Origin of the sequence: Rhizobium vallis (assembly GCF_003985155.1) — a bacterium.
GTDB classification, from domain to species: domain Bacteria; phylum Pseudomonadota; class Alphaproteobacteria; order Rhizobiales; family Rhizobiaceae; genus Rhizobium; species Rhizobium vallis.
Genome location: NZ_ML133689.1, coordinates 14,197 through 33,470 on the forward strand (window position 1 = coordinate 14,197; position 19,274 = coordinate 33,470).

Annotated in this window: 21 protein-coding genes; 18 read left to right on the forward strand and 3 right to left on the reverse strand. The window is 60.9% G+C overall.

Annotation, left to right across the window (positions count from 1 at the left end; all coding sequences use genetic code 11):
* Positions 1–32: 32 nt before the first annotated feature.
* The 9 genes from hisB to coaA all read left to right on the forward strand — a co-directional run bounded on the left by hisB (position 33) and on the right by coaA (position 5,542).
* Complete coding sequence (gene hisB / locus EFQ99_RS13225) at positions 33–641, forward strand: imidazoleglycerol-phosphate dehydratase HisB (RefSeq protein ID WP_126921487.1); 609 nt, start codon at positions 33–35, stop codon at positions 639–641.
* Positions 642–663: 22 nt separating this feature from the next.
* Positions 664–1,146, forward strand: a complete 483-nt coding sequence (locus EFQ99_RS13230) for a DUF2628 domain-containing protein (protein WP_126921488.1) — start codon at positions 664–666, stop codon at positions 1,144–1,146.
* Between the two features lie 2 nt (positions 1,147–1,148).
* Positions 1,149–1,799 (forward strand): imidazole glycerol phosphate synthase subunit HisH, encoded by a 651-nt coding sequence (gene hisH, locus EFQ99_RS13235; RefSeq protein WP_126921489.1) that lies wholly within the window; start codon positions 1,149–1,151, stop codon positions 1,797–1,799.
* 131 nt (positions 1,800–1,930) lie between these two features.
* Positions 1,931–2,113 (forward strand): hypothetical protein, encoded by a 183-nt coding sequence (locus tag EFQ99_RS13240; protein WP_126921490.1) that lies wholly within the window; start codon positions 1,931–1,933, stop codon positions 2,111–2,113.
* Positions 2,110–2,667: a hypothetical protein gene (locus tag EFQ99_RS13245; protein ID WP_126921491.1), complete on the forward strand. Its 558-nt coding sequence runs from the start codon at positions 2,110–2,112 to the stop codon at positions 2,665–2,667. Before EFQ99_RS13240 ends, EFQ99_RS13245 begins: the two co-directional genes overlap by 4 nt.
* 6 nt (positions 2,668–2,673) lie before the next feature.
* A complete protein-coding gene (gene hisA, locus EFQ99_RS13250) occupies positions 2,674–3,420 on the forward strand; it encodes a 1-(5-phosphoribosyl)-5-[(5-phosphoribosylamino)methylideneamino]imidazole-4-carboxamide isomerase (RefSeq protein ID WP_126921492.1) in 747 nt (248 codons plus the stop codon).
* Positions 3,421–4,209, forward strand: coding sequence for an imidazole glycerol phosphate synthase subunit HisF (hisF, locus tag EFQ99_RS13255; protein WP_126921493.1), 789 nt, complete (start codon positions 3,421–3,423; stop codon positions 4,207–4,209).
* Between the two features lie 17 nt (positions 4,210–4,226).
* Positions 4,227–4,550 carry a phosphoribosyl-ATP diphosphatase gene (locus tag EFQ99_RS13260; protein WP_126921494.1) on the forward strand — a complete coding sequence of 108 codons (324 nt, stop codon included), beginning with the start codon at positions 4,227–4,229 and terminating at the stop codon, positions 4,548–4,550.
* Entirely contained in the window at positions 4,547–5,542 is a 996-nt protein-coding gene (coaA, locus tag EFQ99_RS13265; RefSeq protein ID WP_126921495.1) for a type I pantothenate kinase, read from the forward strand. Before EFQ99_RS13260 ends, coaA begins: the two co-directional genes overlap by 4 nt.
* Before the next feature lie 14 nt (positions 5,543–5,556).
* On the opposite strand, the gene EFQ99_RS13270 is transcribed toward coaA, so the two are convergent.
* The 3 genes from EFQ99_RS13270 to EFQ99_RS13280 form a co-directional block, all read right to left on the reverse strand.
* Complete coding sequence (locus EFQ99_RS13270; RefSeq protein ID WP_126921885.1) at positions 5,557–6,168, reverse strand: alpha-ketoglutarate-dependent dioxygenase AlkB family protein; 612 nt, start codon at positions 6,166–6,168, stop codon at positions 5,557–5,559.
* A gap of 1 nt (position 6,169) precedes the next feature.
* The gene (arfB, locus tag EFQ99_RS13275; RefSeq protein WP_126921496.1) at positions 6,170–6,610 is read right to left on the reverse strand and encodes an alternative ribosome rescue aminoacyl-tRNA hydrolase ArfB; all 441 of its coding nucleotides are present in this window, start codon (positions 6,608–6,610) and stop codon (positions 6,170–6,172) included.
* A gap of 107 nt (positions 6,611–6,717) precedes the next feature.
* Positions 6,718–8,328, reverse strand: a complete 1,611-nt coding sequence (locus tag EFQ99_RS13280) for a phosphoenolpyruvate carboxykinase (protein WP_126921497.1) — start codon at positions 8,326–8,328, stop codon at positions 6,718–6,720.
* 338 nt (positions 8,329–8,666) lie between these two features.
* Here EFQ99_RS13280 and EFQ99_RS13285 point away from each other — a divergent pair, with 338 nt between their 5' ends.
* From EFQ99_RS13285 to EFQ99_RS13325, 9 genes are all read left to right on the forward strand, one after another.
* Positions 8,667–9,404 carry a response regulator transcription factor gene (locus EFQ99_RS13285; protein ID WP_208722765.1) on the forward strand — a complete coding sequence of 246 codons (738 nt, stop codon included), beginning with the start codon at positions 8,667–8,669 and terminating at the stop codon, positions 9,402–9,404.
* Positions 9,405–9,481: 77 nt separating this feature from the next.
* A complete protein-coding gene (locus EFQ99_RS13290; protein ID WP_126921499.1) occupies positions 9,482–11,272 on the forward strand; it encodes a sensor histidine kinase in 1,791 nt (596 codons plus the stop codon).
* Positions 11,269–11,718 (forward strand): HPr kinase/phosphorylase, encoded by a 450-nt coding sequence (locus EFQ99_RS13295; RefSeq protein WP_126921500.1) that lies wholly within the window; start codon positions 11,269–11,271, stop codon positions 11,716–11,718. Before EFQ99_RS13290 ends, EFQ99_RS13295 begins: the two co-directional genes overlap by 4 nt.
* A gap of 150 nt (positions 11,719–11,868) precedes the next feature.
* The gene (locus EFQ99_RS13300; protein ID WP_003544139.1) at positions 11,869–12,270 is read left to right on the forward strand and encodes a PTS sugar transporter subunit IIA; all 402 of its coding nucleotides are present in this window, start codon (positions 11,869–11,871) and stop codon (positions 12,268–12,270) included.
* 9 nt (positions 12,271–12,279) lie between these two features.
* Positions 12,280–12,555, forward strand: coding sequence for an HPr family phosphocarrier protein (locus tag EFQ99_RS13305; RefSeq protein ID WP_126921501.1), 276 nt, complete (start codon positions 12,280–12,282; stop codon positions 12,553–12,555).
* Positions 12,556–12,826: 271 nt separating this feature from the next.
* Entirely contained in the window at positions 12,827–14,227 is a 1,401-nt protein-coding gene (gene ahcY, locus EFQ99_RS13310; protein WP_126921502.1) for an adenosylhomocysteinase, read from the forward strand.
* 202 nt (positions 14,228–14,429) lie between these two features.
* Positions 14,430–17,018, forward strand: coding sequence for a sensor histidine kinase (locus tag EFQ99_RS13315; protein WP_126921503.1), 2,589 nt, complete (start codon positions 14,430–14,432; stop codon positions 17,016–17,018).
* Complete coding sequence (gene tsaE / locus EFQ99_RS13320; RefSeq protein WP_126921504.1) at positions 17,015–18,526, forward strand: tRNA (adenosine(37)-N6)-threonylcarbamoyltransferase complex ATPase subunit type 1 TsaE; 1,512 nt, start codon at positions 17,015–17,017, stop codon at positions 18,524–18,526. The genes EFQ99_RS13315 and tsaE overlap by 4 nt, the downstream gene beginning before the upstream one ends.
* A gap of 13 nt (positions 18,527–18,539) precedes the next feature.
* On the forward strand, positions 18,540–19,271 hold the full coding sequence (locus tag EFQ99_RS13325) for a nucleotidyltransferase family protein (RefSeq protein WP_126921505.1): 732 nt from the start codon (positions 18,540–18,542) through the stop codon (positions 19,269–19,271).
* Positions 19,272–19,274 lie beyond the last annotated feature (3 nt).

Here is a 19,274-nt window from a genome sequence, read left to right on the forward strand (position 1 = left end):
AAGGAACGGCCTTATTCCCGATGGAGGGCCATATGGCCGAGACCGCAGCAAGCCGCGCTGGCAGCGTTTCCCGCAAGACCAACGAGACCTCGATTTCCGTTTCCGTCAATCTCGACGGCACCGGCAAATCGAAGATTTCGACGGGCGTCGGCTTCTTCGACCATATGCTCGACCAGCTTTCGCGACATTCTCTCATCGACATGGACATCGACGCCAAGGGTGACCTGCATATCGACGACCATCACACTGTCGAGGATACGGGTATTGCCATCGGCCAGGCGATCTCCAAGGCGCTCGGCGACCGGCGCGGCATCACCCGTTACGCGTCGATCGATCTTGCCATGGACGAGACGATGACGAAGGCCGCGGTCGATCTTTCCGGCCGGCCGTTCCTCGTCTGGAACGTCGCCTTCAGCGCGCCGAAGATCGGCACCTTCGACACCGAGCTCGTCCGCGAATTCTTCCAGGCGCTCGCCCAGAATGCCGGCATCACCTTGCATATTCTCAACCACTATGGCGCCAACAACCACCATATTGCCGAGACATGCTTCAAGGCCGTTGCCCGTGCATTGCGCACGGCGACAGAGATCGATCCGAGACAGGCGGGCCGCGTTCCCTCGACCAAGGGCACGCTCGTCTGAGCCACTCAAGGGAGCGGCGACAATGACAGCAAGCTATATTTTTTTGACGCCACCCGGCGGCGCGCGGGCCCCTGACGAGACGCGAGCCATTCGCGACGGCTTCACGTTTCTCGGCTTCCTGTTTCCATGGGTTTGGCTGTTGGCGCATCGGCTGTGGCTGCATGCAGCGGCGGCCTTTCTGCTACAAGGGATCGGCGGGGCGTTGATGGACGAACCGGGCCTCTGGCCGGCGGGAGCGGCAATCCTGCTGGGCGTGAATATGCTGGTCGGCCTCGAGGGCCAGAATTTCCGCATTCGCAACCTTGCCGCCAAAGGCTGGAACGAAGACGGGCTTGTTGCAGCCGATACGATCGGCATTGCCGAGCAGGTCTATTTCTCGGACAGGACGGGCGTAGCGACGGGTGACGACACCGCGGCAGCGGACTGGGACAACAAAGCCCGTCCGAGCAAGCCGCATGGCCAGGCCACATCGCTCGGTCTCTTTGGTTTTGATGGAGGACGCTGATAATGCGCGTCGCGATTATCGACTACGGTTCCGGCAACCTGCGCTCGGCGACCAAGGCTTTCGAGCGTGCCGCCCGTGAGGCGGGCATCGATGCGCATATCGATCTCACTGACAAGGCGGAGCACGTTGCCGCGGCCGATCGTATCGTGCTTCCCGGCGTCGGCGCCTATGCCGACTGCCGGCGCGGCCTCGATGCCGTGCCTGGGATGGCCGAGGTGCTGATCGAAGCAGTCGAGAAGAGGGCGCGGCCGTTCCTTGGCATCTGCGTCGGCATGCAGCTGATGTCCTCGCGCGGTCTCGAGAAGACCGTGACCGACGGTTTCGGCTGGATTCCCGGCGACGTCGTTGAGATGACGCCTAATGATCCCATGCTCAAGATCCCGCAGATCGGCTGGAACACGCTCGACCTGAAGCGCGAACATCCCCTTTTCGACGGCATTCCGACCGGGTCGGAGGGACTGCACGCGTATTTCGTCCACTCCTACCATCTTGCCGCCGAAAACGCCGGCGACGTCATCGCGACCGTCGACTATGGCGGCCCGATGACCGCTCTCGTCGGGCGCGACAACATGGCTGGGGCACAATTTCATCCGGAAAAGAGCCAGAAGCTCGGCCTCGCCCTGATCGCCAACTTCCTGCGTTGGAACCCGTAGGGCATCCCCTCTTCGCGCATTCCGGACGCAAATCCGCTGCGCACTTTCACCGGAATTGCTCCAGGGGCTGGCTTTTAATACAGGCGCCTTATTTTCCCTTTATGGAAAACGGCGGAACTGGAGTGCGCTCGATGCCGGCTTCACGGAAATCAGGCAAGGTGTTCTATACATTGCGGCCCTCCCGCGAGGGTTTGCCTCCCTTCTCGGACATCCGGCTTCCCGATGGAACGATCATTCGCCGTGTCGACGAAACCATCCATAAAAAAGCGCTTTCCAATGCGACCAGGGCGTTGAAAGAAAGGCTGGACCGATGATCCATGAATTCCTTGCCGGCAACGAGAATTCCCAACTACGCGCCAACGGCATCAGCGCCGACGATATCGCCGAGGCCGTGCTGGAATTCTATATCGAAGGCGAGGACGATCTGATCGGCCTGCTTGCCTACGCACTCTACGAGCGGCAAAAGCGCGATTTCGTCCTTAGCCATCGCAAGCGCAATGCCGGCCGTTCGCCCAATGAGGCCGAGCTTGCCGCCGTCAACAGCAATTATCTCTCGACCGATCTGCGCAACACGCTGCGCGACCGCGCCTCGCAGATTCTTTCGAGCTATGCCGAGACCTATGTGGAAGCGATGGAGCCTGAAATCCGGCTTGCCGCCGTCAACAGCGATGCGCTGCGCCGAGTGCGCGAAATCGAGAAATCGATGAAGAGGCGTCTCGGCTTCTGGCGCCAGGTCCGCGCCGGCTTTACCGTAACCCTACTGCTTCTGCTGCTTTTCGGCGCGGCCACCATTGCCGCTGTCTTTTTCCGCTCGGATATCGTAGATGCGTGGAATGCGCTGATGGTACCGACCACTCTACGGACGTAAGACGACATGATCCTTTTTCCCGCGATCGATCTGAAGGGCGGCCAATGCGTCCGCCTGAAGCTCGGCGACATGCAGCAGGCGACGGTCTACAACACTGATCCGGCCGCCCAGGCGAAATCCTTCGAAGACCAGGGTTTCGAGTGGCTGCACGTGGTCGATCTCGACGGCGCTTTCGCGGGGCATTCGGCCAATGGCGATGCCGTCGAAGCGATCCTGAAGGCGACTGAAAATCCGGTGCAGCTCGGCGGCGGCATCCGCACGCTTGAACATATCGAGGCTTGGCTGTCTCGCGGGCTGCGGCGCGTCATTCTCGGCACCGTCGCGGTCAGAAATCCTGATCTGGTCATCGAGGCCTGCCGAAAATTTCCGGGCCATGTGGCCGTCGGCATCGATGCCAAGGGCGGCAAGGTGGCCGTCGAGGGTTGGGCGGAGGCTTCCGAACTCGGCATCGTCGAGCTTGCCAAGAAATTCGAGGGCGCCGGCGTCAGCGCGATCATCTACACCGATATCGACCGCGACGGCATCCTGACCGGCATCAACTGGGCATCGACGCTGGCGCTTGCCGATGCCGTCTCCATCCCCGTCATCGCTTCGGGCGGCCTTGCCTCCATCGAAGACATCAAGCGCATGCTGCAGCCCGATGCGCGGAAGCTGGAAGGGGCCATCTCAGGTCGCGCGCTTTATGACGGCCGGATCGATCCGGCGGAAGCGCTGGCGCTGATCAAAGCCAGCAAGGCAAGGGAGACCGCATAAATGACCCTCAAAGCCCGTGTGATCCCCTGCCTCGACGTCAAGGACGGCCGCGTCGTTAAGGGCGTCAACTTCCTCAATCTCGTCGATGCCGGCGATCCTGTCGAAGCGGCGAAGGCCTATGATGCCGCCGGCGCCGACGAACTCTGCTTCCTCGACATCACCGCCTCGTCGGACAATCGCGAGACGATCTTTGATGTCGTGTCGCGTACGGCCGACCAATGCTTCATGCCGCTGACGGTCGGCGGTGGCGTCAGAACCATCGCCGATATCCGCAAGCTCCTGCTTTGCGGCGCCGACAAGGTCTCGATCAATTCGGCGGCCGTCAGCAATCCCGATTTCGTCACCGAGGCGGCCGACAAGTTCGGCGACCAGTGCATCGTTGTCTCGATCGATGCCAAGCGCCGGCGCACGCAGCAGGTCGGTGGCGACAATCTCAGCGCCTGGGAAATCTATACACATGGCGGCCGCAACGCGACCGGCATCGATGCCATCGAATTCGCCCAGAAGATGGTGGCCCATGGCGCCGGCGAATTGCTGGTCACGTCGATGGACCGTGACGGCACCAAGGTTGGATACGATCTGGAGCTGACGCGGGCGATCGCCGATGCGGTGCGGGTGCCGGTCATCGCCTCCGGCGGTGTCGGCGATCTCGACGATCTCGTCGCCGGGGTGAAGGAGGGCCACGCCAATGCGGTGCTTGCCGCCTCGATCTTCCATTTCGGCACCTATTCTGTCGGCGAGGCGAAACACTATATGTCGAAGTGCGGCATCGACATGCGTCTCGACTGAACCTTGAAAGCGGACATATGAGCGGATTTTCCCTTTCCGATCTCGAAAGGATCGTCGCAGAGCGGTCGACAGCCTCGCCGGATCAATCCTGGACGGCCAAGCTCGTGGCCGCCGGCCAGCCGAAGGCGGCAAAGAAGCTCGGTGAAGAGGCGATCGAAGCCGTGATGGCGGCGGTGACCGACGACCGCGACAATCTGACCTATGAAGCCGCCGATGTGCTCTATCACCTTTTGGTCGTATTGAAGATTGCTGAAATACCGTTAGAGAATGTCATGGCCGAACTCGAGCGCAGAACCGCGCAGTCCGGCCTCAAGGAAAAGGCCAGCCGGCAGAGTTCATGAGTATCGCGACTGAGATTATCGGGGTGCCGGAAACGTTGGATCACTTCCAGTCGGAATCCTATTCGCCCTACCATTTCTTCTCCTCCGCGCAATGGGCGAAATTCCGAGCCGACACGCCGCTGACACTGACCAGCGACGAGGTCAACCGACTGCGCTCGATGGGCGACCCGATCGATCTCAACGAGGTCCGGCGCATTTATCTCTCGCTGTCGCGCCTGCTTTCGGCGCATGTCGAATCCTCGCAGATGCTGTTTGAGCAGCGCAACCGCTTCCTCAGCCTGTCCGATGTGACGAAGACTCCCTTCGTCATCGGCATCGCCGGCTCGGTCGCTGTGGGAAAATCGACTACGGCGCGTGTTCTCAAGGAGCTGCTGGGACGCTGGCCTTCCAGCCCGAAGGTCGATCTGATCACCACCGACGGCTTTCTTCACCCGAACGCCGTGCTGCAGCGGGAAAAGCTGATGCAGCGCAAGGGTTTTCCTGAGAGTTACGACACGGCCGCGATCCTGCGCTTTCTTTCGGCGATCAAGGCGGGGCGGCCGGATGTGAAGGCGCCCTGTTATTCGCATCTCGTCTATGACGTGCTGCCGGACGAGTACAAGTTCGTAGACCGGCCGGACATCCTGATCTTCGAGGGCATCAACGTGCTGCAATCGCGCGACCTGCCGGCCGACGGCAAGATCGTGCCGATGGTGTCCGATTTCTTCGACTTTTCGATCTATATCGATGCCGCGGAGAACCAGATCCACAATTGGTACGTCACGCGCTTCATGCGGCTGCGGGAGACCGCCTTCCGCGATCCGAACTCCTATTTCCATCGCTACGCCTCGATTACCGATGCGGAGGCGCTTGAAATCGCCGAGGATCTCTGGACGAACATCAACCTGAAGAACCTGCGCCAGAACATCCTGCCGACGCGACCGCGCGCCGATCTGATCCTGAAAAAGGGCAAGGATCATCTGATCGAGCAGGTCGCACTCAGAAAACTATAGCAGGCGATTATATTTCAGGGCTGCACACGGCGCAGCGTCAGGTTGATCCGGCCGCCGTTCTTCAGCAGCGTCGAGGTCGCCGGATGGATGCGGTCGACGCCATGGAAACAAAGCCTCCCCTCGCCGCCGAGCACAACCAGATCGCCGCTCGAAAGTTTGAAAGATAGCGTACGATCGTTGCGGCTGAGACCGCCGACGCGGAAGAGACAGCTGTTGCCGAGCGAGATCGAGACGACAGGCGCCTGCAGATCCTGTTCGTCCTTGTCCTGATGCAGGCCCATGCGCGCTTCGTCGGAGTAGAAATTGACGAGGCAGGCTTCGGGCGGCCTGTCATAACCCGACACTTCATTCCAGATATCGAGCAATTTCTGCGGCATATCAGGCCAGGGCCGGCCGGTCGCCGGGTGCGTCGGCTGGTAGCGATAGCCACGCTCCTTGTCCGTCACCCAGCCGAGCGGCCCGCAATTGGTCATGCGCACGGACATCGGTTTGCCGGTGCCGGGCATCACGGGCACGTAAAGCGGCGCTTCGGCCACGATAGTGCGGATCACCTCGACCAACGCTTCCTGCTGAGCCCGGTCAAGATAGCCGGGGAGATGGCGGATGCCTTTCAAGAGTTCCGGCATGTTATTCACTGCCGCCGCCGGGGCGGCCGCGCATTTTCTTGACTTCCGAGCGGCCGGATTTTTCCTTCAGGCGACGCTCGACCGAGCCCTTGGTCGGTTTGGTCTTCTTCCGCGGCGGCGGCGGCGGCTTGGCGGCTTCCAGAATCAGCTCCTTCAGCCGCTCGCGCGCATCCTCGCGGTTCCGGTCCTGGCTGCGAAACCGGCTCGCCTCGATCATCAGCACACCCTCCTTCGACAGGCGCCGACCGGCGAGCTTGATCGCATTGGCCTTGACGCGCTCATTGAGAGACGGCGAATTCGGGATGTTGAAGAATAGCTGGACTGCCGTCGAGACCTTGTTGACGTTCTGCCCGCCGGGACCGCCCGCCAGAACGAACTGTTCCGTCAGCTCCCATCCGGCGATGGTAATCCTGTCATCGATGTAGAGCGCGTCGCTGGCCATGCGGCGTTCTATCTCATATCGGCAATGAATTGAAAATATCGGCCATCAACGAGAAAACCCGGCAATCCTGCGATGCCGGGTTTCACGTGAGTCAGAGTTTGATCTGCTTATTCGGCTGCGACTTTCACGCCGGGAGCGGCGTCGCGGACGCCGCCATCGACGTGACCCTCGAACTTGGCGAAGTTGGCGATGAACATCGAGACCAGCTTTTCGGCCTGCGCGTCATAGGCCGCCTTGTCGGCCCAGGTCGAGCGCGGATCGAGAATGCCACCGTCGACGCCATTGACGGAGACCGGCACGGCGAAGCCGAAATTCGGATCCGCACGGAATTCGACATTGCCGAGTTCGCCAGCAAGGGCAGCGGCAAGAAGCGCGCGCGTCGCCTTGATCGGCATGCGCTTGCCGGTGCCGTAAGCGCCGCCGGTCCAGCCGGTATTGACCAGCCAGCATTGGACGCCGTGGCGGCCGATCAGCTCCTTGAGCAGATTGCCGTATTCAGCCGGATGCCGCGGCATGAAAGGCGCGCCGAAGCAGGTGGAGAAGGTCGCCTCAGGCTCGACGACACCCTTCTCGGTACCGGCCACCTTGGCGGTGTAACCGGAGAGGAAGTGATACATCGCCTGATCAGGCGTCAGCCGAGCGATCGGCGGCATGACGCCGAAAGCGTCGGCGGTCAGCATGATGATCGTCTTCGGATGGCCTGCCCGGCCGGTTTCCGAGGCGTTCGGAATGAAATCCATCGGATAGGCGCAGCGGGTGTTCTCGGTCAGCGATCCGTCGTCGAAATTCGGCTCGCGGCGTTCGTTCAGCACGACGTTTTCGAGCACGGTGCCGAAGCGCTGCGTCGTGGCGTAGATTTCCGGCTCGGCTTCGGCCGAAAGACGGATGGTCTTGGCGTAGCAGCCACCTTCGAAGTTGAAGATGCCGTTTTCGCTCCAGCCGTGTTCGTCATCGCCGATCAGGGTGCGCGCCGGATCAGCCGAAAGCGTCGTCTTGCCGGTGCCAGAGAGGCCGAAGAAAACAGCCGAATCACCATCCGGGCCGACATTGGCCGAGCAGTGCATCGGCATCACGCCCTTGGCCGGCAGCAGGTAATTGAGCACGGTGAAAACCGACTTCTTCATCTCGCCGGCATAGGAGGTGCCTCCGATGAGGACGAGGCCGTTGGTGAGGTCGCAGGCGATCACCGTTTCCGACCGGCAGCCGTGGCGGGCCGGATCGGCCTTGAAGCTCGGCAGGTCGATGATCGTCAGCTTCGGCACGAAAGTCGGCAGCGCCGTAGTGTCGGGGCGGATCAGCAGATTACGGATGAACAGCGAATGCCAGGCGAACTCGGTCACGACGCGGGTCGGCAGGGCGTGACTTTCCTCGGCGCCGCCGACGAGATCCTGGACGAACAGGTCCTTGCCGGCGGCATGCACCAGCATGTCGTCGCGCAGCAGGGCGAAGTGCTCCGGCGAGATCGGCTTGTTGTTGTCCCACCAGATTTCGCCATCGGTATTGGCGTCGCGAACCACGAACTTGTCACGCGGCGAACGGCCCGTGTGCTGGCCGGTGATGGCCCGGAGTGCGCCCTGAGCGGTCAGTTCGGCTTCACCCCGGCGGATCGATTCCTCATAGAGCGCTGCGGCGGAAAAGTTATAGCGAACGCTTGCTGCGCCGCCCAATCCAACCGTTTTCAGCTCCGTTGCCGGGTTATGAACTCCGAACTTTTCCATGGCTAGTTCCCTTTGCTCAGGCTCGTTGCCGTTAAAACTAAGCTAGAAATACGGGGAGAAATTTTAAAAAACAAGAGACAAAAATTGAGAAAATGCAGTAATATCAAATAATTAATCGATTTAAATTTGTGGCGTTCTTTTTAAATCGTTTGAAAAGATCGCGTTGAAACATTTTGTCGTACGCGTTCAGATTGTCCTAGAATTTTACGACAATCCTCCCCTTTATCTTTGCCACAATTTGTTCCACCTTTATCCTCCATAAGCGCATCCGGTCACTGAGACCGCCTGGGGACCACCAAAATCCGGGAGATTGCGCACTGATGATGGAGACCAACACCATGCCGACAATCGCGCTCGTTGATGACGACCGCAACATCCTCACCTCGGTGTCGATCGCGCTGGAGGCTGAAGGATACAAGGTCGAGACCTATACGGACGGTGCCTCGGCGCTCGACGGCCTTCTGGCGCGACCGCCGCAGCTTGCGATCTTCGATATCAAGATGCCGCGCATGGACGGCATGGAGCTGTTGCGCCGCCTGCGGCAGAAGTCCGATATTCCGGTGATCTTCCTCACCTCCAAGGATGAGGAGATCGACGAACTCTTCGGCCTGAAGATGGGCGCTGACGATTTCATCACCAAGCCGTTTTCGCAGCGCCTGCTGGTGGAGCGCGTGCGCGCCGTCCTGCGCCGCGCCTCGAGCCGCGAAGCCGCGGCCGCCGCCGGCACGAACCCCGCCGGCACGCCGAAAGCCGGCGCGGTACAGCAGGCCCGCTCGCTGGAGCGCGGACAACTGGTTATGGACCAGGAACGCCATACCTGCACCTGGAAGGGCGAGGCGGTGACGCTGACGGTGACGGAATTCCTGATCCTGCATTCGCTGGCGCAGCGCCCCGGCGTCGTCAAGAGCCGGGATGCATTAATGGACGCCGCCTATGACGAACAGGTCTATGTCGACGACCGGACCATCGACAGCCACATCAAGCGGCTTCGCAAGAAATTCAAGATGGTCGATACCGATTTTGATATGATTGAAACGCTTTACGGAGTGGGATACCGCTTCCGCGAAGCAGCCTGACGCCTTACAGCGCGGCAAGAGACGATTAAGGGTTGCGGGCCGGTCCAACCGGCCCCGCCCTTTGAAAGGGCCTGTCATTGGCACAGTTGGTGCGGGAAAGGGATCTGGATGATGCGGAGGGCGTAAGCAGCCCTCTCGCCCGAGGGCGCCGTTGGTCGCATCCCTTCACGCTGATCCGTCGCATCTTCGGCAATGCCGTCTTTTCGAGCCTGACGCGCCGCATCGTCTTCTTCAATCTCGCCGCGCTGGTGGTGCTCGTCGGCGGCATTCTCTACCTCAACCAGTTTCGTGAGGGACTGATCGATGCTCGCGCCGAAAGCCTTTTGACGCAAGGTGAGATCATCGCCGGCGCCGTTTCAGCCTCTGCGTCGGTCGATACGAACTCGATCACCATCGATCCGCAGAAACTGCTCGAGCTGCAAGCCGGCCAGAGCATCACCCCGGTGCCAAACGACGAGGATCTCGAATTCCCGATCGATCCCGAAAAGGTCGCCCCGGTTCTGCGCCGGCTGATCTCTCCGACGCGCACGCGCGCCCGCATCTTCGATGCCGACGCCAATCTGCTGCTCGATTCGCGCCATCTCTATTCGCGCGGCCAAGTGTTGCGCTTCGACCTGCCGCCAGTCGAAGAGGAGAAGCAGACCTGGAGCGATTGGTTCGCGACGCTGTTCAACAAGGCGCTGCAGCCCGGCAACCTGCCGCTCTACAAGGAAGCCCCGGGCGGCGACGGCTCCATCTATCCCGAAGTCATGAACGCGCTGACCGGCGTGCGCGGCGCCGTGGTGCGCACCACCGAAAAAGGTGAGCTCATCGTTTCCGTTGCGGTGCCGATCCAGCGGTTCCGCGCCGTGCTCGGCGTGCTGCTGCTCTCGACGCAGGCGGGTGACATCGACAATATCGTGCATGCCGAACGGCTTGCCATCATGCGGGTCTTCGGCGTGGCGACGCTGGTCAACGTGCTGCTTTCACTGGTGCTGTCATCGACGATCGCCAATCCGCTACGCCGGCTTTCGGCAGCGGCGATCCGCGTGCGCCGCGGCGCCAAGGCGCGTGAGGAAATCCCGGACTTTTCCGCCCGCCAGGATGAAATCGGCAACCTTTCCATTGCATTGCGCGAGATGACAACGGCGCTCTATGACCGCATCGACGCGATCGAGAGCTTTGCGGCCGATGTCAGCCATGAGCTCAAGAACCCGCTGACCTCGCTGCGCAGCGCCGTCGAAACACTGCCGCTCGCCAGATCCGAGGATTCCAAGAAGCGGCTGCTCGATGTCATCCAGCACGATGTCCGCCGCCTCGACCGCCTGATCAGCGATATTTCCGACGCCTCGCGCCTCGACGCCGAACTCGCGCGCGTCGATGCCTCCTCCATCGACATGGAGGTGCTGCTGCGCGACCTGATCGATGTGTCACGCCAGATAAGAGGCAGCAAGAAGCAGGTGGAGATCGAATATGCCATCGATCGCAAGCCGAACGTCAAGGCGCGCTTCATCGTCAACGGTCACGATCTGCGCATCGGCCAGATCGTGACGAACCTGATCGAGAACGCCCGTTCCTTCGTGCCTGAGAAGGGCGGCAAGATCACCGTACGGCTGGTGCGGACACGGTCGCGCTGCGTCACCTACATCGAGGACAATGGCCCCGGAATCCAGGCGGAAAATATCGACCGCATCTTCGAGCGTTTTTATACGGACCGGCCGGAATCGGAGGGCTTCGGCCAGAATTCCGGTCTCGGCCTTTCGATCAGCCGCCAGATCGCCGAAGCCCATGGCGGTTCGCTGAGGGCGGAGAACATCACCAATGGCGAAAACGGGCATGTGGTCGGCGCGCGCTTCATCCTCGCCCTGCCCCTCGACGCCGCGGCATGACGGAAGCTCCGAACATTCATGCGACGGCGATCGTCGTCGGCAGAACCGGGCTCCTGTTCAGCGGACCCTCGGGCTGGGGAAAATCGATGCTGGCCTTCTCCTGCATGACCGAGGCGCGACGGCTGGGCCTCTTCACGTCGCTTGTTGCAGACGACCAGGTTCTTCTTTCCAAAGAGGCAGGCTCGGTGATCGCCGCATGCCCGCCGTCGATCGCCGGGCTGATCGAGCTTCGCGGCACCGGCATCGTCCGGCAGGATCATATCCCCAGGGCGACCATGCACTATGCCGTGCTTCCTGGCAGCGCTTCCGGTGAAAACCGCGTTCCTCCCGAGGGTGAAATCGTCAGCCTTGCGGCCGGTTTTTCGCTTCCCGCATTGCGGTTGCTCACAAACGTTCCCTCACCCCTCGCCATTCTGATGGCGAAAGCGCCGGATATCGGCCATTGAGGCCTTCAAGATTGGCCAATCTGCCTTATATATTTGCATTTTTATCTTGCACTTCAGCTTTTCATAGCCAAGATGTGCCGCCACCGGTGGACGTAATTGCTGCATTGCGATATCTGGGCCACCGTTTGCGTATATGGGAGCAGTAATATCATGATCGGACTTGTGCTTGTCACTCATGGCAAGCTGGCTGAAGAGTTTCGTCATGCTGTCGAGCACGTCGTCGGTCCTCAGAAATTCATCGAGACGGTCTGTATTGGCCCCGAAGACGATATGGACCAGAGACGGCAGGACATTCTGGAAGCTGTTTCCGGCGCCGACGATGGCCATGGCGTCGTCATCCTCACCGACATGTTCGGTGGTACGCCGTCCAATCTCGCCATATCGGTCATGAGCAGCGGCCATACCGAGGTCATTGCCGGCGTCAACCTGCCAATGCTGATCAAGCTTGCTGGCGTGCGCGGCGAGAACAACATGGAGAAGGCACTGGTGGAGGCTTCCGAAGCCGGGCGAAAATACATCAATGTCGCGAGCCGGGTGCTCAGCGGAAAATAACGGGCCTTCATGACGTCGCTCTCGCGGGAACTCCTCATCATCAACAAACGCGGTCTTCACGCGCGCGCCTCCGCCAAATTCGTGCAGATGGTCGAGACCTTCGATGCCGCCATTACCGTTTCCAAAGACGGAATGACGGTCGGCGGCACCTCGATCATGGGCCTGATGATGCTAGCGGCCAGCCCCGGCTCGAGCGTTGTCGTCTCGGCGAGCGGCAGCCAGGCTCAGGAAGCGCTGGAGGCCTTGGATCAACTGATTCAGAACCGGTTCGGCGAAGAAATATAACCGCCGTCCGAATCATATAAACATATAAAGACTTCTTTATATCCTTATTGCCATCCCACGCGAAGCCTGCTAAACGGCGGCATGCCGTGCGCTAAAGCGCGTCGCATTGCACGTAATTCATGCAATGCGCTTTAGCTCTTGCTGTTATGCATGCCGTAATCCCGGAACCGCTGCACACTTCCGGACGACATGCGTTAGCACGCGGTCCATCCGTCGCGCGGTCATCTTCGCGCGCGCCAATTTTGAAACGTTTTTCAGCCTGGAGGCCTCTATGAGCACTGAAAAAGATTATGTCGTCGCCGACATCGGGCTTGCGGATTTCGGCCGCAAGGAAATTACGATTGCCGAAACCGAAATGCCGGGGCTGATGTCCTGCCGCAGCGAATTTGGCGATACAAAGCCGCTGAAGGGCGCGCGCATCACCGGCTCGCTGCACATGACCATCCAGACAGCCGTGCTCATCGAGACGCTGGTCGCGCTCGGCGCCGAAGTCCGCTGGGCCTCGTGCAACATCTTCTCGACGCAGGATCACGCCGCTGCCGCAATCGCTGCTGCCGGCGTTCCGGTCTTCGCCATCAAGGGCGAGTCGCTCGAAGATTACTGGGTCTATACCGACAAGATCTTCCAGTGGGCCGATGGCGGCCTTTCCAACATGATCCTCGATGACGGCGGCGACGCCACCATGTACATCCTGCTCGGCGCCCGCGCCGAAGCCGGCGAGGACGTGCTGTCCCATCCGCATTCCGAGGAAGAGGAAATCCTCTTCGCGCAGATCAAGAAGCGCCTTGCCGCTTCTCCGGGCTGGTTCACCAAGCAGCGCGACGCCATCAAGGGCGTTACCGAAGAAACGACGACAGGCGTCAACCGCCTCTACCAGCTCAGCCAGAAGGGCCTGCTGCCCTTCCCGGCGATCAATGTCAACGACTCCGTCACCAAGTCGAAGTTCGACAACAAATACGGCTGCAAGGAATCGCTGGTCGACGGCATCCGCCGCGGCACCGACGTGATGATGGCCGGCAAGGTTGCCGTCGTCTGCGGCTACGGCGACGTCGGCAAGGGTTCTGCCGCTTCGCTTTCCGGCGCCGGCGCCCGCGTCAAGGTCACCGAAGCCGATCCGATCTGCGCATTGCAGGCCGCGATGGACGGTTATGAAGTCGTGCTGCTCGAGGACGTCGTTTCTTCGGCCGATATCTTCATCACCACGACCGGCAACAAGGACGTCATCCGCATCGACCACATGCGGGAGATGAAGGACATGGCGATTGTCGGCAATATCGGCCACTTCGACAACGAAATCGAAGTCGCTGCGCTGCGTAACCTCAAATGGACCAACGTCAAGCCGCAGGTCGATCTGATCGAGTTCCCCAAGGGTAACCGCATCATCCTTCTCTCCGAAGGCCGCCTGCTCAACCTCGGCAACGCAACGGGCCACCCGTCCTTCGTCATGTCGGCTTCCTTCACCAACCAGACGCTGGCGCAGATCGAGCTCTTCACCAAGCCCGGCCAGTATTCCAACCAGGTCTATATCCTGCCGAAGCATCTCGATGAAAAGGTCGCACGCCTGCATCTCGACAAGCTCGGCGTAAAGCTGACGGAGCTTTCGGCGGAACAGGCTGCCTATATCGGCGTCTCGCCAAAGGGCCCGTTCAAGTCCGATCACTACAGATATTGATCTGATCATCAATATCCACAAGATGTAGAAGCCACGGCATTGACAAATGCCGTGGCTTATTTTTTGGACGCTCCCTTCCCGCCGATTCCCTTCCGAAGTATTGTTTTAAGACTTGATTCGTGGCGCCGGACCCGTCCGACCGTCTCGAAAATGGGATGTCTTGTCGTAATGCGGCACATTGAAGGACGGAGACATACCGCGGATGTCGGAAATGAAAAACAGCCTGCCCGGTCAGGCGGATGACGGCGCGCGCGCCGGTCGCCGCTCGCTCACGGCAGGCCAAGAACATAAATCTGCAACGGCACACGAGGCCGCAAAGCAGGAGCATGGATCATTGGCGCGCTTCCTGAAAACCTGCGCGGCCGGCACGGCGCTCTCTGCGCTGGCGCGGCCGGTTCTGGCACAGGCGGAGCAGCAGGCGGCAGCCTCGGCCCACCTCTTCACCTCCTCGCAGGTCGTCGGCGTTTCCGTCGTCATCGGCGTCATATCGGCAGCCCTGCTTTCGACGCTGTGGCTCGTGCGCCAACGCGGCAATCTGGAAAGCGAGAGCCGGGAAATCCGCTCGGCGCTCTCCGATGCACAGCAGCGCATTTCGCAATACCAAGCCCTGATCGCCGATAAGAACCGGCGGATCGTCATCTGGGACGGCAATGCCCGGCCGGAACTGCTCGGCCAGCTTCCGCCCGAGACCGGCGCGCCGCAGGACGGCGAATTCCTGGCCTTCGGCCTTTGGCTGAGGTCACGCTCGGCCTCCGAGCTGGAAAAGGCGATCGACCGGCTGCGCGACGAGGCGCAGAGCTTCGACATGGTGGTCGAAACCATCCGCGACGAAATCCTCGAGGCGCAGGGCCGGGTTTCCGGCGGGCGTGCCTTCGTCCGTTTCGTGGCGCTCAACAATCTGCGTGCCGAACTCGCGGAACTCAGGATCGAGCGCGATCGGCTGATGACCTCGATTTCTGCCTTCCAGACCATGCTCGACGCGATCGACATGCCGGCCTGGCAGCGCGACCCGGGCGGGCGCCTCACCTGGGTCAACCAGGCTTACGGCGAGGCGGTCGAAGCGCGAACGCCGCAGCAGGCGATCAATGAAGGCCGCGAGATGCTGACGACGGTTGCGCGCGAACGCATTCGTGCGGTGACGACGCCAGAATCGCCCTTCCACGATACGATCTCGACTGTCGTGCACGGCAACCGCACATTCTTCGACGTCGTCGACGTCAGGGTGCCCGGGGGGTCGGCAGGTATCGCGATCGATGTGTCCGATATAGAGGCGGTGCGCGCCGAACTGGAACGGACGCTGAAGAGCCATGCCGAAACGCTCGACCATCTCGCCACTCCGGTCGCCATCTTCGACGGCGACCGCCGGCTGCAATTCTACAACCAGGCCTTTGTCGCCCTCTGGGAGCTGGATATCGCCTTCCTCGAAGGCCGGCCCGACAACAGCGAATTGCTCGAACGGCTGCGGGCAGCCAAGAAGCTGCCGGATCAGCTCAACTGGAAAAGCTGGAAGGAAGCGGCCCTTTCGGTCTATCGCGCGCTCGACACGCAATCGGATCTCTGGCATCTGCCGAACGGGCAGACGTTGCGCGTATTCGCGACCGCTCACCCGCAGGGCGGCGCTACCTGGGTGTTCGAAAACCTGACCGAGCAGGTCGATCTCGAAACGCGCTACAACACGCTGGTCAAGGTGCAGGGCGAAACGATCGACCACCTTTCCGAAGGCGTGGCGGTGTTCGGTCCCGACGGGCGCATCCGCCTGTCGAACCCGGCCTTCCGCGCGCTCTGGGGAATTACGGAAACCGAAGCCAAGCCCGGCACCCATATCCGTGCGCTCGGCGAAGCCTGCGCGCCCTCCTATGACCGGCCGGACGGCTGGAAGGCATTCGCCGAACTGATCACCAGCTTCGATGACGAGCGCCGCTCGGGCCAGGGAACGCTGGAACTCTTCTCCGGCCTCGTCCTCGACTATGCCGTCATCCCGCTGCCGAACGCCCAGACGATGCTGACCTTCGTCAACATGACGGACAGCGTGCGTGCCGAGCGCGCCCTCACCGAGAAGAACGAAGCGCTGCGCAAGGCCGACGAACTGAAGAACGATTTCGTCCAGCATGTTTCCTACGAGCTGCGCTCGCCGCTGACGAATATCATCGGCTTTACCGATCTCCTGCGCACGCAGGGTGTGGGGCCGCTGAACGACCGCCAGGCCGAATATATCGACCATATTTCCACCTCGTCCTCGGTTCTGCTCACGCTCGTCAACGATATTCTCGACCTGGCGACCGTCGATGCGGGCATCATGCGGCTCAACTATGCGGAGATCGATCTCAACGACCTGCTCGACGACGTTTCGATGCAGATCGCCGATCGCCTCCACGAGAGCGGCGTTGCGCTTGAGATCACCGCACCCGCCTATCTCGGCTCGATCGTCGCCGATCCGCAGCGGCTCAAGCAGATTCTTCTCAAACTTCTTTCCAATGCGGCGAATTTTTCGCCCGAGGGCACTTCGATCGCGCTGGAATGCCATCGCGAAGGCACGGATTTCGTCTTCTCGGTCAGCGACCGCGGTCCCGGCATCTCGCCTGAGATGATCACGACCGTCTTCGACCGCTTCGCGACGGGGGCAAAAAGCGGCAAACGCGGCGGCGCCGGCCTCGGCCTTTCGATCGTCGACAGCTTCGTCAGCCTGCACCATGGCGATGTGACCATCGACAGCGAGCCGGGCAAGGGTACGACCGTCGTCTGCCGCATCCCCTCTGTCGATATTCCGCATTCTGCCGCCGCCGCCGAATGACGACCGGCGACGCGATCTCGCTTTTCCTGAAGGACGAGGCGGCCACCATTCGCTTCGGCGAAGACCTGGCGCTTGCCCTCAAAGCCGGTGACTGCCTTGCTCTTTCGGGCGACCTTGGCGCCGGGAAATCCTCGCTCGCGCGCGCCATCCTGCGCGCCATGGCCGATGACGAGGGGCTTGAGGTCCCGAGCCCGACCTTCACGCTGGTGCAATCCTACGATCTGCGCATCCCCGTTTCGCACTTCGATCTCTACCGGCTGGGCGACCCGGCGGAACTGACGGAACTCGGCTTCGACGAGGCCCTGCAGAACGGCATCTGCCTTGTCGAATGGCCCGAGATGGCCGTAAGCGAGCTGCCTGAAACACGCATCTCCTTGCGGCTTGAACATGAAGGTGCCGGCCGCCGCGTGACGATTACGGCGCCTGAGAAAACAGCGGCCCGTATCCATCGCGTGCTTGATATCCGCAGCTTCCTTGCCGGGGCCGGCTATGGAGAAGCCAAGCGGCGGTTTCTTATCGGGGATGCGTCGCTACGCGCCTATGAATCCGTCTATCCCAAGAAGGGTGAACGCAAGATCCTGATGGATTGGCCGCCGCTGCCGGACGGGCCGCCTGTTCTGGATGGCAAGCCTTACCCCAAGGTCGCGCATCTCGCAGAAAACGCCTATCCCTTCGTGGCGATCGCTAACGCTTTGCGTGAACGGGGTTTTGCGACGCCGGAGATTTACAAGGTCGACTATAACAGCGGCATCCTGCTGATCGAGGATCTCGGCAGCGAAGGCGTGCTCGATGACGATGGACGGCCGATCGCCGAGCGTTATCGGCAAAGTGTCGCCTGCCTGGCACATCTCCATTCCATGCAGATTCCGCAGGATATTCCGGTTTCATCAATGCATACGCATCACGTTCCGGATTTCGACCGCACGGCGATGAAGATGGAAGTGCGGCTTGTGCTCGACTGGCATATCGCCTGGAAGCGCGGCACGGCACCATCAGATGCCGAACGGGAAGAATATCTGGCGATCTGGGACCACCTGATCGACGAGCTGCAATCGGCTGAAACGAACCTTCTGCTGCGCGACTTCCATTCGCCCAACATCATTTGGCGAGAACATGAAAACGGCATCCGCAAGGTCGGCATCATCGACTTCCAGGATTCGATGATCGGACCGACCGCTTATGATCTCGCCTCGATCGTCCAGGATGCGCGTGTCACCATCGAGCCGGATCTCTTCCGGCAGTTGATGGACGACTATCTTACGCTTCGCCGCGCGCAGGGTGGCTTCGATGAAGCCGGATTCATGAAGGCCTGGGCGATTATGTCTGCGCAGCGCAACTGCAAACTTGCCGGCCTCTGGGTGCGACTGCTGCAGCGCGACGGCAAGCCCGGATATCTGAAACACATGCCGCGCACGCTCTCCTATCTCAACGTCGCGTTTGAACATGAGGCGCTTGCCCCCTTGCGCGATTGGTGCGCAAGGGCTGGAATAGGCCAGAGCGAATCATAAGTTCCGGATCAGAATGACGATCAGACAAGCCATGGTACTGGCCGCGGGTCTCGGGACCCGTATGCGCCCGATCACCGACACGATCCCGAAGCCGCTGGTGAAGATCGACGGCAAGCCGATGATCGACTACGCGCTGGATTCGCTGGTCGCAGCCGGCGTCGAACGGGCCGTCGTCAACGTCCACCATCATGCCGATCAGATGCTCGATCATCTCAGGAATTATCGCGGCCTCGACATCGTCATATCAGACGAGCAGGACGCGCTGATGAATTCCGGCGGCGGGCTGGCGAAGGGCCTCACGCTGCTTGCGCGCGACAATGTCTTCGTGATGAATGCCGATCTCTTCTGGATCGGCGAACAGCCGGGGCGGCCAACCAACCTGCATCGCTTAGCCGGATTCTTCGATCCCGAACGAATGGATATGGCGCTGCTCTGCGTTCGGATTGAGGATACGACAGGTCACAATGGCAAGAACGATTTCAGCCTCGCAACCGATGGCCGGCTGGCGCGTTATCGCGACGATCCCACCAATCCCGTCGTCTATGCCGGAGCAATCGTCATGAACCCATCGCTGCTCGACGATGCGCCGAAGGATGCCTTCAACCTCAATATCTATTTCGACAAGGCGATCGCGCGCGGACGGCTTTTCGGCATGGTGCTCGAAGGCCACTGGCTGACGGTGGGAACGCCGGAAGCGATCGGCGAAGCGGAGGAAACGATCCGTCGGCTGCGGGCGTTCGCGTAGGCT

Excerpts from the sequence above, each read along its gene's own strand:
- coaA (WP_126921495.1), top strand. The coding sequence starts at position 4,547 with ATGAGTATCGCGACTGAGATTATCGGGGTGCCGGAAACGTTGGATCAC.
- ahcY (WP_126921502.1), top strand. The coding sequence starts at position 12,827 with ATGAGCACTGAAAAAGATTATGTCGTCGCCGACATCGGGCTTGCGGAT.
- hisH (WP_126921489.1), top strand. The coding sequence starts at position 1,149 with ATGCGCGTCGCGATTATCGACTACGGTTCCGGCAACCTGCGCTCGGCG.
- EFQ99_RS13260 (WP_126921494.1), top strand. The coding sequence starts at position 4,227 with ATGAGCGGATTTTCCCTTTCCGATCTCGAAAGGATCGTCGCAGAGCGG.
- hisA (WP_126921492.1), top strand. The coding sequence starts at position 2,674 with ATGATCCTTTTTCCCGCGATCGATCTGAAGGGCGGCCAATGCGTCCGC.
- hisF (WP_126921493.1), top strand. The coding sequence starts at position 3,421 with ATGACCCTCAAAGCCCGTGTGATCCCCTGCCTCGACGTCAAGGACGGC.
- EFQ99_RS13315 (WP_126921503.1), top strand. The coding sequence starts at position 14,430 with ATGTCGGAAATGAAAAACAGCCTGCCCGGTCAGGCGGATGACGGCGCG.
- EFQ99_RS13300 (WP_003544139.1), top strand. The coding sequence starts at position 11,869 with ATGATCGGACTTGTGCTTGTCACTCATGGCAAGCTGGCTGAAGAGTTT.
- EFQ99_RS13325 (WP_126921505.1), top strand. The coding sequence starts at position 18,540 with ATGACGATCAGACAAGCCATGGTACTGGCCGCGGGTCTCGGGACCCGT.
- EFQ99_RS13245 (WP_126921491.1), top strand. The coding sequence starts at position 2,110 with ATGATCCATGAATTCCTTGCCGGCAACGAGAATTCCCAACTACGCGCC.
- arfB (WP_126921496.1), bottom strand. The coding sequence starts at position 6,610 with ATGGCCAGCGACGCGCTCTACATCGATGACAGGATTACCATCGCCGGA.
- EFQ99_RS13270 (WP_126921885.1), bottom strand. The coding sequence starts at position 6,168 with ATGCCGGAACTCTTGAAAGGCATCCGCCATCTCCCCGGCTATCTTGAC.
- hisB (WP_126921487.1), top strand. The coding sequence starts at position 33 with ATGGCCGAGACCGCAGCAAGCCGCGCTGGCAGCGTTTCCCGCAAGACC.
- EFQ99_RS13295 (WP_126921500.1), top strand. The coding sequence starts at position 11,269 with ATGACGGAAGCTCCGAACATTCATGCGACGGCGATCGTCGTCGGCAGA.
- EFQ99_RS13280 (WP_126921497.1), bottom strand. The coding sequence starts at position 8,328 with ATGGAAAAGTTCGGAGTTCATAACCCGGCAACGGAGCTGAAAACGGTT.
- EFQ99_RS13285 (WP_208722765.1), top strand. The coding sequence starts at position 8,667 with ATGCCGACAATCGCGCTCGTTGATGACGACCGCAACATCCTCACCTCG.
- EFQ99_RS13230 (WP_126921488.1), top strand. The coding sequence starts at position 664 with ATGACAGCAAGCTATATTTTTTTGACGCCACCCGGCGGCGCGCGGGCC.
- tsaE (WP_126921504.1), top strand. The coding sequence starts at position 17,015 with ATGACGACCGGCGACGCGATCTCGCTTTTCCTGAAGGACGAGGCGGCC.
- EFQ99_RS13240 (WP_126921490.1), top strand. The coding sequence starts at position 1,931 with ATGCCGGCTTCACGGAAATCAGGCAAGGTGTTCTATACATTGCGGCCC.
- EFQ99_RS13305 (WP_126921501.1), top strand. The coding sequence starts at position 12,280 with ATGACGTCGCTCTCGCGGGAACTCCTCATCATCAACAAACGCGGTCTT.